Here is a 13293-nt window from a genome sequence, read left to right as displayed (position 1 = left end):
TTTAAAAAAATAATGTAGGTTAACTTTAGTAAAAAAGGCTGTATCAGAAATGATTTTGGAGATTTTTGGCAGCATAATATTTCGAAAGATCGTCATCCACGTGAAAACGGGAACCACGCAGTGCTCAGCGAAGCTAATCTTAATGCGATAGTATAGAAAATAGGCACTTCCCTACCAAATCATTAAGATGCCCGACGACACCGCCAGATTTAATTCTTTTGCCAGCGCCAAATCTGTTATTTTGATACAGCCCCAATGTACCCGTCAGAAGAATTTAAATACCTGAATAGCGCTTTATTACGGATAGCATCTTACTTAAATTTAAGGTTTAGTGATAGGATATTGGAAACCAAACTTGTCGATCGCGAATAATGCCCATATCTCAACTCCAGCATATTAAGTCTTTGCCAGCCAAAAACACCTTTGGGTGGGGCAAAACGAATACCTGCACCGTAAAAGTCGCTTGTTAGTGAAGATAGATCATAGTCACTGGTAAAATATTGTTCAGATGGGGCATGTTGCCCGTAAGGTGCAAAATATTTGGTACCCACCTGGTTATTATACCGGTAGAAAGGACTGATCGAAAAGAAAGAATTGATCTTCACCGGTATTTCAAGTTCAGCTGTATGCGCCCTGATGCCCCAGTTATCCATATAGTAACGGTAAAAAGTACGAATTACAAAATGATCATCCAGGAAATAGTTCATGCGTAAGCCTATGGGAAGTTTATAACGCTTATCGGGTAATGTTTCGGCACGGAGCGAACCATCCGTAAAATAATTACGCTGATATTTAGTCGCCAGCAATCCCTTCTGATAAGATGGCTCCAAAATCAAAGCGGCCTGAAACTTTTGGCTGATAACCTGAGACAAGTAAAAAGATGTACTGAACGAATTTCTTGGTGCGGTATCGTACTGTTCGTGCCCCCTGCCCGTATTGCCCGTTCGTAACTCTATCGGTAGGATCACTGTCCACTGATCCAAAAATGCCTGCAGTTTAAAATCAAACTGGGTATTTTTATCTTTTGACAGGCGGGTTAAATTAAAGGCTGCCCCAAGCGACTGGTAATCAAATTCCGTTGAGTAAGAACCTGTAAAACCGAATGAATTACCGGTCTCTTCGTTCGAATGTGTCCAGTTTAGTGACGGATAAATACGGGTATCTGCAGAAGAAGCGGAAGAGATAGTATTCGGATCAATTTTATCTGAAGAAGCCGAGGTATAATGATCAACACCGAGCTCAAAAAGAAAAGTATTTTTTTTGCCCCTTTTGTTGAACTTAGACATTTGAAGGTCGATAGTATTCGCAAAATCACTCAGTTTCTCAGTACCGATACCACCGGTTACCGCAGAATTATTGCCGTTCTGATGATAATAAGCCGAAACCAGATTGACTTCATCTACTTTTAGCTTTCTCGACTGATATTTGCTGCTATCTACTTTTGCCGGTTCCGGTCTGCTTTGTGCATAAGTGCCTAATATACCGAAATACATAAAGAGCACATGGAGATATATTTTTTTCATTTCCGATCATTCATTAATTACAGCCGCAACCACCACCGCTTTTGCCACCGTTGGCACCAGACGCACCTTCGCGGTAAAGCTGAAAACTTTGTTCAAATTTCTGCACCTTTCGGGCCGATAGGGTCATATCGGCATCGTTAATCTTATTTTTTTGATAAGGCTTTACGCTACTGCAGGCACTGAGCATACTGATTAGTGAAACAGCGCTAACCGTTGCAAGGAAAATTCTGGAAATTTTCATCTATCTATGATTTATTTTATTGACGATAGTTTATGTTTTTTATGGTATCAATGAGCTCGCAAGCTCGGTTTAAAGGTGATGAAGCGATCATGATTTTAAATATTCATTCCCGTTCGGGTTTTGGTAAAATCATGATGGTTTCATATTATATCACATTAATATTTTTTGTGGTAAAAACCCGATCATCATCATCAATAACAATACAGGCTACTTGTTTAATCTGGTTAATGAGTTCGAGCCCCACCTTTACCCCCATTACCACAACAGGCGTGGCAAGTGCATCGGCCAGTTCAGCACTCGGACAAATAATGCTGACACTTTTCACCCCGCTTACCGGAAGTCCGGTTTTAGGATCAATGGTATGCGAGTAACGCTTCCCATTAATGGTCGCATATTTTTCATAACTACCCGAAGTTGCAATCGCCATATCACTAATTTTTAGTGCAGAAAACGGCCTGTCGGTTTGTTCAGGATCGGCAATGCCAACTGTCCACGCGTGGCCGCCTATTTGCGTGCCCCATGTGATCAAATCGCCGGCTGCATTTACAATTCCGCTTCTAATCCCCAGTTGTTGCAGCACTAATTTTGCCCTATCAGCTGCATAGCCCTTTCCAATACCACCAAAGCCGATCCTCATTCCTTTATTTTTCAACAGTACAGTTGATTGCTTTTTATCGATGATCACATTCCGATAATCAATTAATCCGACAGATTTGAGTGCAGTTTCTTCATCAGGAAGACTCGTCATACGCTGATCAAAATTCCACAATCTTTTATCTATAGAGCCATAGGTAATGTCAAAAGCGCCGTCGGTAATTTCAGAGATCCTTATTGAGCGCTCGATCAGGTTAATCACTTCTTCGTCAACCTTTACCGGCTTTAAACCCGCGTGCCTGTTTATCAAACTCGTTTGGCTAAGTTCGCTGTAAGTAGTAAGCAGCTGTTCTATCCGCTGCACTTCTTTTATTGCCGAATCTATCGCTGCATTCCCCTCCTGCTCATGCTCAGCAATTACTGTAAACTCGAACCGGTTTCCCATGAGTTTTAGTATCCGGTTTACAGAAACAGGTTTAGCCATCTTGTTTAGGTTATTTCTTTAGCTTATCCAACTCAGATACAAATGCTTCAGGACTTTCGTTAGGAAATCCATCCCAGGTTTTAAGCACCTTTCCATCTTCGTCAACAAGAAGCGTATATGGAAATTTACCATCCTTATTGTATACCTCGGCCAATGCCTCGTTAAGTTTAACCTGCTCTTTTGTCAGCTGGTTTTTCTTCTGTCTTGGAAAATCTGCCCTAACCAAAATCAGGTTCTGATCTGCATATTGCTCAAAACGTTCAGATTCGAGAATTTCTTTGCGCAGGCGGATACATGGGCCACACCAATCTGAGCCCGAAAAATTAATTAAAATCTGTTTATGCGTGGCTTTAGCCTGCTGTTGTGCTTCTGAAAAGTTTTCCATCCATAATGCAGGAATGGTAAACAGCCCCAATAGGGCAACAAAAAGTAATTTCATTCTTCTTTTATAATTAAATCAGCAATACGATAAGATGATCCAACAGTGGCATTATAGCCAGGCTTTTATGATCAATAAATACATCATGAAAAATCTTTGTAAAATTGTTCCTATAAAAACTTCTGATTTAAGTATGTCCTCAACTTTCTATTTTGCACAATAACAAAATCAGAAGGTTGATCTTTTAACAAAAATATAAATCAAGTCTGAAGACATTCTGAAGTTCTGAAATAAAATTGTTAAACAACTGTTAAAAATAAACCTAAAAAAATGCAAAAAAGCTTATGCAATCCATCTCGCAATCAAAAAGGCCGCACCTGCCGCAATGAGCCCGATAGCGGTAACTTTGAAAGCACCCTTAACTGCTGGCTGACCGGTTAACTTGCTTTTAAAATAGCCAAATACGAACAAACAAATGGTAGTGAGTAAGGCAGATAACAGCAGTCCATCCTGTGGTTTTGACGTAAAAAAATAAGCAGATAAGGGCAACATGCCGCCCACACAGTAAGATAAACCTATGGTGAGTGCACTGTTTCTGGCCCTGTTGATATCCGGTTTTTCAAGGCCAAGCTCAAATTTCATCATAAAGTCTACCCATTGGTCTTTGTTTTTACTCAATTGATCCACCAAAAGATCTTGTGCGTGATGATCCAGTCCGTATGCGGCAAAGATTTCTTTAACCTCTTTCTTTTCCATCTCCGGAACTTTTTCAACCTCCAGGTATTCCCGCCTCAGCTCGCTCTCATAATGTTCCTGTTCAGTCTTGCCAGACAGATAGCCGCCCAGCCCCATGGCAATACAGCCTGCAATGATCTCAGCAATACCGGCCGTAATGATAATCGAATTGCTACTTACTGCAGCACTCAATCCTGCGGCAAGTGCAAAAGGTACAGTAAGCCCGTCACTCATCCCGATCACGATATCAGAAATAAATGCGGAACTTTTTAGATGTTCTTCTTTATGGGACTTTCTCATTTTTTAAAAAATAATGTCTGTCATCATGTGATGTTGCTCACCCCCCGTTGATCATATCTGAAACAATTCCTTTTCCATCTTTTCGTTCGGCCAGAAAAATGCCCGCCAAATGAAGAAAAATAAAGCCAAGGATCAGGTACATGCAAAAGCCATGGAATTCCTTGATGCTGTGATTCATGTTTCCGGGAATGCCGGTATAATCCTCAAAGGCCAGCAATAAGCCTGTAACCACCATAATCGCTAACAAAATATAAAAAACCAGATAAAGCCCTTTTACTACCAATTCGTGCTTTGCTGCCTCCCGTTCTTTTTTTAAGATAAAATAAGCCAGGTAAGCTTTTTTAATTTTTGGAGAAATTCTCTGGGCAGCAGGCAGAAAAAATTCAGCAATCAACCTGAATAAAAAAAGCGTAGCAAGGGCATAGCCAAAGTAGATGTGGATGCCCCAAACCTGGTCCTCAAGTCCATGTATTACCGCGCCTGCCTGCTTATCACTTACGGGTGCGCCGGCATTCATTAGCGCTGTTTTGACAAAACTGCGTTGCGCATGATCGAAAAGCGTAGCGTTGATGAGTACCGTAAACAGTGACCCGAAAAGCACAATAACATTTACCCAGTGCCAAAAGCGCAGGCTGGCCGGGTATTTCTTTCCGGTATTGATTTCTCCGATTTCCTGATTGATAGGTTCGATAATCGCCATATTAACTTAATATTTAAAGGTAATAATAAAAGTATGCAAGTCGTGATGATAGGTATAATCCAACAGGAAGTGCTGCCGGTTACAGATCTGCTTAAGTATAGCAAGCCCCAGGCCTGTACCTTCAGAAGCATGATCTTTATAAAAACGATCAAATATTTTTTCGGGATCGAGCGCCGGATTATGGCCGGTGTTGGCAAATACAATTTTATCCGGGTCTAAACGAATCTCAACCTGCCCTCCATCATAATTATGCCGGATAACATTACTAAATAAATTGTTGATTAATATCTCCAGAAGCTGCTGGTTTGCATAAATGCTTACATCGGCTAAAACAGATTCCACATGTATGTTCCGGCCATTAATAAGCTCCTGAAAATAAACGTATTTTTCTTCGATAAGCGACTTCAGGTTAATTTTTTCTTTATCCTGGAGCAAATTATTATCAATTTTAACCAAAAGCAGCAAAGATTGATTAAGCTTTGTTAAGCGAGAGGTAGCCTTATATAATTCAACTAGCGTTTCTCCGTGCTCTTTCTCCAAAACATTAGACTGAAGCATATTATCAAGCTTGGAATTGATCACAGCGAGGGGTGTCATCATCTCATGCGATGCATTTTCGGTAAATAGCTTGATCTCATTATAGTCTGATTTAACTTTACCCGAAAGCTCCACCAATACTTTATTCAGCTGCCTGAATTCGGCAACAGGCATTTCTACCGGCTGATAGGGAACTTCATGATTAATATTGAATGCCGTAATATTTTTAAGCAGCTGCTCAAATGGCGTCCAGATTTTCTTAAGCAAAATCCGGTTCACCAGCAAAACCAAAGCAAAAAGCAGCATCACGGGGACGAGAATGATTAGGCAGATGTTCTGGATCTGCTCCTGGCGTTCAGATTTTGAGGCGATGACCAGGATCTGATAGGGCTGGCCCAATAGTTCAATTTCTGTTTTAAGGTATCTTGCTGTTTCCGTATGATGCTTTACAGGATTATAAAAAATGGTATCAGCATAGCTGCTGGAAGGATTGGCTTTTTTTATTTTTTTGTATTGAACAACCAGATCCTCAAATTCGTGCGGCTGATAAAAATTTCCTTTTGAAGCATATTCTTTTACTTCCATAATCTCTTCTACCAGATCATGATCAATCTGTTTATCCAGGTAATAACCCAGCAACCGGTAAAAAAGAGAACCAATCAACAGCAATCCGAAAAGGCTGATCGCCATCAATATGATATTATACCTGGTAAACAACTTCATATTTCCATAAATTTATAACCCACGCCATATACGGATTGAAAATAATCGCCACTCCCGGCATCAGTTAGTTTTTTTCTGATGTTTTTGATATGGGTATAAATGAAATCGAAACTATCTGCCATGTCTGAATCATCACCCCAAATATGTTCCACCGCGGCCGATTTAGAAATTACTTTTCCTTTATTGGCAACAAAATAAAGCAGGAGATCAAACTCTTTTTTGGTCAGGTAAACCAACTTACCTTTCACCAGAACCTCCTTGGCATCTAAATCAATGCGAATTTCTTTAAACTCGATATGGCGTTCTCCATGCGCACTTTTCCGGCGTACAACAGCAAGTATCCTGGCATTAAGTTCAGAAAGATGGAAAGGCTTGGTCAGGTAATCATCAGCCCCTAAACGTAAACCTTCTATTTTTTGATCAATCGAATTTCTCGCCGAAATGATGATTACGCCCTCTGTCCGGTTCAGTCTTTTTAAATAGTTTAATAACTGAAGTCCTTCTCCATCCGGCAAACCAAGATCAAGCAGAATGCAATCATAATCGTATAACCCCAGGCGCTCAAGCGCCTGCGCATAAGTTGAAGCCATACTGCATTGGTTGCCTTCAGACATCAGGTATTGCACAATACTTTGTTGCAAACCTGGCTCATCTTCAATAATCAGAATCTTCATGATAAACAAATATGGTATAAGATACTGAAGACATGTTGAAGTTTTACATAAAAAACAAAGCTGGTGTAATTTATTTGGAAGATGTGATAAGACCAAGACGCATAAAATACATTAAAGCAAGTACTAGTCGCTGTTGGTAAAATGGTTTTTCCAGATATCCTTTACGGCGGCAGTGAGTGGTTATTTAAATTTACGTCAAACGTAAAATGCTCATACCGCCTAGATGATGTATTGGTAATGCAACATATATAACGTATACCTGTCTTATACACAAATCCATTACAACAATATGAAAAAAACAATTTTTAGCCGGCTGTCAGCCTTAATTATTCCATCGCTGATTGGTATTTCATCCGTTTTTGCACAGCACAATCAAAATTTATCTTCAACAAAATCATATTTCCCTCAACAAAGCGCAAAAGTGTTATTTGTCGGGACTTTTCACTTTCACTATCCCGGATTAGATGCACATGTAACCGCAAACGATGATCAAGTTGATGTACTTTCAGCATCCAGGCAAAAAGAACTTACTGAACTGGTAAACTATATCAAAAAATTCAGGCCTACAAAAATTGCAATTGAGGCTTTTCCTGAATGGAAAGCGGCAGAGAAATTAAAAGCATACAAAAACGGAGCCTACAGGGTGGAGCGGGATGAACGCTTTCAGCTTGGTATGCGGCTGGCAAATGAACTGAAGCTGGATACCATTTATCCAATTGATGATAACTCAATGGTTTCTGCATTGAGCAAAATCGATCCGGAGTATTTTAAAGCTTTGTTTAAAGATTATGACTATAAAAGTGAAGACCCTTACGCCAAAATGTACGAACATTGGTATAAAGCTGAAGACAGTTTACGCGCTAAAACTTCCCTGTTAGCATACTTCAAACATACAAACTCGAAACGCTATCACCAGCTTGGGCATGGTGCTTACCTTGTGGGTGATTTTAAGTTAGATGATAAAAGAGGTGCAGATGCCCTGGCCATAAACTGGTACAGCCGGAACCTGCGGATTTTTAGAAACCTTCAGGAGATTACCGAAAGTCCGAAAGACCGGATTCTGGTGATATTCGGGAACGGTCATGGTGCTATCCTCCGGCAATTACTGGAGAGCTCGCCTGAATATGAGTTCATCGAATTCGACAGCCTGAAATAAAACCAATGAATTAACTCCTGAAAAGCCTGGATTTATACCAGTAAATAAAGGGCTGTAACGATAATGAAACCAAGCAACAAAATGGTGGCAAAAAATATGGCCAGCAACCTTTCAAATGAATCTAAACTTTCCATGCAAATTAAATAAACTAATGGTTTGTAAAAATCAGATGAAAAATTAAGCCAGTTTAGCTAAGGTCATGCCGAGAATGGCGCTAACGACCAGACAAATGAAAAATACGTCTAAAATAATTGAAAGTAGCCTCTTAAAAGTTTCCATGTCGAAGAAACGGAATCTTAAGCATTTGGTTTTTGAAAATTTTAAAAAAATTACTTCTAATCCCTGTCTGTTGAATTGCTTACATTAAAAATGCTGTAAAAAACAAAAGAAGCTTTATAAAATTTGAAATTTCACCTCTAATTTGTCAAGTTGAACTCAGCCTGTACTGAGCAAGTAAAAGTATCGAAACGCCTTTAAAGTATTTAGAAACCTTGTTTTTCGAAAAGCTACTATAGACAGAGTCCGTAAAAAAGTCGTCATTGCGAGGAAGAACGACGAAGCAATCTTTTTTTGCGAATTGATTTTTATTAAATAAATTACTCCTACCATTGACAGAATCCAATATAAAAATCGTCATTGCGAGCAGCGAAGCAATCTTAATGCACACGCGAGTAGAGATCGTTTTAAGATTGCTTCCCCGAAAAGTCGGGGCTAGCCGTCGGCTGAAAAAGCCTTCTCGCAATGACGATGCCTCTTGGCCTTTCAATTTGCAAATTATCTGTTATTGCTATTGATTTTTATCCAATAAATTATCCCTCAGGATGACAATTTTACCTATGATACAGCCTAAATGTACCGGTCGGTAAGCTTATTTTGAACATTTAGACTACCTGACCGGAGGAAAAACGACTAATCATACCGCTAAACTTTGGGCAGCTAAGACTGAATAAACGCTAAAATATCTTTATTAATTGTTTCGGCTTCCGTAGTTGGCATGCCGTGAGGAAAGCCTGGATAGGTGATCAATTTTCCATTTTTTAACAGTTTGGCAGATTTTAAACCAGCATTTTGGTAAGGAACAATCTGGTCATCTTCACCATGAAGCACCAGGACCGGAATATCAACAGCTTTCAGATCTTCATTGAAATCAGTTTCAGAAAACGCCTTGATGCCATCATAATGTGCAACAATTCCGCCCATCATTCCCTGCCTCCACCAGTTTCTTTGCACGCCCTCTTTCACAACTGCCCCTTCTCTGTTATATCCGTAAAACGGAATGGTTAAATCAATATAAAACTGTTGTCTGTTGTTTAATGTCTGGTCTCTGATATTATCAAAAACAGACATGGGTACTCCATCCGGATTGCTTTCACTTTGAACCATAATCGGTGGAACAGCACTAATCAATACAGCTTTTTTTGCTCTGCCATTGGCGTATTTATGAACATAACGAATCACTTCGCCACCACCTGTAGAATGGCCGATGTGAACCACATCTTTCAAATCAAGAAATTCTACCAGCTCAGCCGCATCAGCCGCATATTGTTCAATCGTATGCCCGTAGATGTCCTGGCTGGAACGGCCGTGCCCTCTCCTGTCGTGCGCAATTACCCGGTAGCCTTTCTGTAAAAAAAAGATCACCTGTGCATCCCAATCATCTGATGACAGTGGCCAGCCGTGGTGAAACATTAAAGTTGGTCCCTGACCCTGATCTTTGTAAAAAATCTCTGTTCCGTCTTTTAATTTTAGTGTACTCATGGTTTTTAGTTTTTGGTTGGTGATTTAATGGTTATTTATCGTGTTTTTGATTTTGCTTTACCAAAGGTAGCCTGGCAAAAGGTAATCCGTCTTGACCTATGGTAAAATCATTTGTTCTTTTACAAAAGAACGGAGCCGGATATATGCTGATTTACAGGTAATGTTATTGGAAAAGGAAGTTTTGAGTGATTGGTGAATAAAAAATAAATAAACTAAAATCTGGGCCCTTGCTAAGGGGTGAGATTTTATCTTTTTAAACCTTCACACCTTTAATAGCGCGAGTTTTCGCGGCTGAAGAACTGCTATGGGTGAATTGCTTTCCAAAACTCAATGAATTATTATTCGTACTGATCATTTCTAATAGCATACAAATCATTAGAAAATAGAAAAACGGAGTCTAACCTGGAAACTTAAGCGCTGGTGAAGTACTGATCAGCAGGAGTACTTTTAACATTTAAACTGCCTTTTTCCCATTCAACAAGCCCGTAATGGTAGTTTTGGGGAACTAAAAATCATTTAAGAACATAAAATCAAGGTCATTTAAGACCAACCTGACCAGCGTATCCGGGTAAAGCCAAACTATTTCCTTGATTTCAAAATGATTTCCCCACCCGCTAAATCATCTGAACTTACCTTGATTTTAATATTACCCACTTTATTTGTGGTCCTAATCACTACTAAGGCCCGGCCTTTCCAGGCCTTGCGGGAATTGCCTGTATACACATCTGTATCTTTTAGGTTGGCATTATCTACACCTACAATTGTTCCGGGGCCTTCAATTACAAAGTGCAGCCTATTCTCTGCATTGGGTTGAAACACACCTTTGCTATCAGTAAGTTCGACAGTTACAAAAGCCAGATCCTGCCCATTAGCCGTAATGATATTCCGATCTGAAAATACTTTTATAGCGCTGGTTTTCCCGGCAGTTCTTAAAATTCTGGTCTCTACTTCTTTACCACCCTGTACACCGGCAACACTTAATTCTCCCGTGGCGTAAGGCAGCGCAAAAATGGCTTTAAACTCTTGCTGTGCTGTTGTTTCTTTCTCACCGACCAGTTTTTGATTGAGATACAACCTTACTTTAGGATATTTGGAGTACACCTCAACCTGTATATTCTTCCCCTCGTAACCTGGCCACGTCCAGCTTTCCCATGTTGGCCATACAGACCAATCCGTTTCTTTAATTTCCAGAGGTGCCGGATTTGGCTCCTTCACCCCTACATATAGCTTTTCGGTATCGTTATACAACATACTCCGGTAATGGGAAATAGGTTTACGGTGTCCAAGTAAATCAATATCACCACAATAAGCACCATGCCAGGGAAACAGTTCGGCAGACGAATGAAAATTTGCAGGTTCGCCAGAATAATACCACCTGCCAATGCCAGATTCGCCTAAATAATCAAGTGCAGTCCATACAAAATCTCCAAGAATATAACTGTTGTTATTAACCAGTTTCCAGTTGGCAAAAGCATCTCTGGGATAGGATTCTGTTTGAACAATAATCCGGGATGGTACCCTTTTATGATCATCTATCGCTCTGTGCAATTGATAATTATAGCCAGCGATGTCATGTTGGGCCATTAAAGGATCGAAAATCTCCCAATCTTTATCCCAGGTGGTCATGGCTGAAGTAACCGGACGTGTAGGATCAAGTTGACGTACCTTACTGGCCAGCATTTTTGCGGTTTGTACGGCCTGCGCTTCTTTTCGCTCAATAATTTCATTTCCGATGCTCCACATGATAATAGACGGGTGGTTCCTGTCTCTTAATACCATGGCCGCTACATCTTTTTCCCACCATTTTTCGAAATACATGGCATAATCATACTTATTTTTGGGTGTTTTCCAACCATCAAAGGCCTCATCAATCACCAGCATCCCTAAACGGTCGCATGCAGACAGAAATGCTGCTGATGGCAGGTTATGAGCTGTTCTTATTGCGTTAAAACCAGCTGCCTTTAGCAGTTCTACCCGTCGCTCTTCTGCCCGGTCAAATGCAGCTGCCCCTAAACAGCCATTATCATGATGTACACAACCTCCATTTAATTTTATGTTTTTGCCATTAAGCTGGAAACCATTTGTAGTCGAAAATTTGATCTCGCGAATTCCAAAATTTTCGCTATTCGAATCAACTATCTTCTGATCAGCAAATATTTCTGTTTTAGCCTGATATAAATGTGGTTTTTCTACCGACCATAATTGAGGTTTAGTTACAGCTATTTGTTGAATAAATTCTTGTTGGCTATACGGTGCTAATTTAACGGAAACCTGACGAGCAGCAGCTTCTCTGCTATCTGATCCAACAATACGGGTACGAATAATAACGGTTTTCATTACCGGAGCATCGTTATTTACCTTTGTTTTTACCTGAACCAATGCCTGAGCAGGAGAAACTTGTGGGGTAATAATGCTTACGCCATAATCTGGAACATGAACGGGATTTGTAATCTTGATCCAAACGTGCCTGTAAATACCCGAGCCACTGTACCACCTGCTATTTTTCTGTTTAGCATTATCTACACGGACAGCAACCACGTTTTCCTGACCAAAATGAAGATAAGGCGTAAGATCGTATGTAAATGCAGAATATCCATAAGGATATACACCTAGAGACTTGCCGTTAATAAAAACCTCCGAATTCATGTACACCCCTTCAAAATTAATGGAGACCAATTTACCTTTCCAGTTAATGGGTACATGAAATGTTTTGCGGTACCAGGCCATTCCGGAAGGGAAAAAACCACCATCTCCCCCCATAGGATTTTTAGGATCGATCTTACCTTCAATACTCCAATCGTGAGGAAGATTTAGCGTTCTCCAATCCTGATCATTAAAATCTTTTGTACCGGCTTCCGGAAAATCACCCAGTTTAAATTTCCAGTCAAAATCAAAAAGCTGCTTATGCTCCTGGGCTTTCATATTTAATGAACTGCCGAGTAAGAATAAAGTATTAAGCAATAGCAGTTTGGTTAGCCTGAGCATAGCTGATTTAAGGTTTGGTTTAACCAAAAATAAGAAATAAACGTCATAACGACAATTATTTTATTCGTGAAGTATGTTGCTTAAACGGGAAGCCATCTACCCTATTCATAATCCTGCTACGCAACCCCTACCTGTCCGTAGAGTTAAGTATAGCTACTCTAGGGTTGATGGTATAGTGTTGAGTTTTTAAACTCAACTTGATTTTCTCCAGTAGACCTGGTTAAACTCAACCTAAGGGTCAAACACACATATAGATGAGAATTTATCTTTTAATAGCCAAATAAACTAACCAATTATCAGAAACAAATCTGATCTTAATTTGTACTTGAAAGTGTTAGTAGACTATAGCGGAATTATTTGGGGGGTGGTGGATCCAATGCGTGCGATACTAATTTTATCCACGAAGAAATTGATACCGGTGTAAGTATAGAAAGAACTTCTCCGACGGAAAATGGCAGACAAAAACATGTAGATAGCCGCAAAAGACCAGTTTGTTAAATTTTC

At 39.9% G+C, this 13293-nt stretch carries 11 protein-coding genes; 1 reads left to right on the top strand and 10 read right to left on the bottom strand.

The window, feature by feature from the left end; all coding sequences use genetic code 11:
* Positions 1 to 311 precede the first annotated feature (311 nt).
* The 8 genes from ACFE6N_RS04745 to ACFE6N_RS04710 form a co-directional block, all read right to left on the bottom strand.
* A complete protein-coding gene (locus ACFE6N_RS04745) occupies positions 312 to 1523 on the bottom strand; it encodes a DUF3570 domain-containing protein (protein WP_378934320.1) in 1212 nt (403 codons plus the stop codon).
* Positions 1524 to 1536: 13 nt separating this feature from the next.
* A complete protein-coding gene (locus ACFE6N_RS04740; protein WP_090988009.1) occupies positions 1537 to 1764 on the bottom strand; it encodes a DUF4266 domain-containing protein in 228 nt (75 codons plus the stop codon).
* A 145-nt stretch (positions 1765 to 1909) separates the two neighbouring features.
* Positions 1910 to 2842: an FAD:protein FMN transferase gene (locus tag ACFE6N_RS04735; protein WP_378934317.1), complete on the bottom strand. Its 933-nt coding sequence runs from the start codon at positions 2840 to 2842 to the stop codon at positions 1910 to 1912.
* A 10-nt stretch (positions 2843 to 2852) separates the two neighbouring features.
* On the bottom strand, positions 2853 to 3281 hold the full coding sequence (locus ACFE6N_RS04730; protein ID WP_090988014.1) for a thioredoxin family protein: 429 nt from the start codon (positions 3279 to 3281) through the stop codon (positions 2853 to 2855).
* A gap of 282 nt (positions 3282 to 3563) precedes the next feature.
* A complete protein-coding gene (locus ACFE6N_RS04725) occupies positions 3564 to 4256 on the bottom strand; it encodes a VIT1/CCC1 transporter family protein (RefSeq protein ID WP_378934315.1) in 693 nt (230 codons plus the stop codon).
* 37 nt (positions 4257 to 4293) lie between these two features.
* A complete protein-coding gene (locus tag ACFE6N_RS04720; protein ID WP_378934313.1) occupies positions 4294 to 4956 on the bottom strand; it encodes a cytochrome b/b6 domain-containing protein in 663 nt (220 codons plus the stop codon).
* A gap of 6 nt (positions 4957 to 4962) precedes the next feature.
* Complete coding sequence (locus tag ACFE6N_RS04715) at positions 4963 to 6216, bottom strand: sensor histidine kinase (protein ID WP_378934311.1); 1254 nt, start codon at positions 6214 to 6216, stop codon at positions 4963 to 4965.
* A complete protein-coding gene (locus ACFE6N_RS04710; RefSeq protein WP_090988018.1) occupies positions 6213 to 6890 on the bottom strand; it encodes a response regulator transcription factor in 678 nt (225 codons plus the stop codon). The genes ACFE6N_RS04715 and ACFE6N_RS04710 overlap by 4 nt, the downstream gene beginning before the upstream one ends.
* 289 nt (positions 6891 to 7179) lie before the next feature.
* Between ACFE6N_RS04710 and ACFE6N_RS04705 the strand changes: the two genes are divergently transcribed.
* Positions 7180 to 8046, top strand: a complete 867-nt coding sequence (locus ACFE6N_RS04705) for a DUF5694 domain-containing protein (RefSeq protein WP_378934309.1) — start codon at positions 7180 to 7182, stop codon at positions 8044 to 8046.
* A gap of 936 nt (positions 8047 to 8982) precedes the next feature.
* Here ACFE6N_RS04705 and ACFE6N_RS04700 read toward each other — a convergent pair.
* Together ACFE6N_RS04700 and ACFE6N_RS04695 are read right to left on the bottom strand one after the other, a co-directional pair.
* Positions 8983 to 9804, bottom strand: a complete 822-nt coding sequence (locus ACFE6N_RS04700) for an alpha/beta fold hydrolase (RefSeq protein WP_378934307.1) — start codon at positions 9802 to 9804, stop codon at positions 8983 to 8985.
* A 579-nt stretch (positions 9805 to 10383) separates the two neighbouring features.
* Positions 10384 to 12789 (bottom strand): sugar-binding domain-containing protein, encoded by a 2406-nt coding sequence (locus ACFE6N_RS04695; RefSeq protein ID WP_378934305.1) that lies wholly within the window; start codon positions 12787 to 12789, stop codon positions 10384 to 10386.
* Positions 12790 to 13293 lie beyond the last annotated feature (504 nt).

It is taken from the genome of Pedobacter sp. BG31, assembly GCF_042464845.1.
Taxonomy (GTDB): Bacteria; Bacteroidota; Bacteroidia; order Sphingobacteriales; family Sphingobacteriaceae; genus Pedobacter; species Pedobacter suwonensis.
The sequence above is the reverse complement of the archived record's forward strand: the minus strand, read 5'-3'. Positions and strand labels throughout refer to the sequence as shown.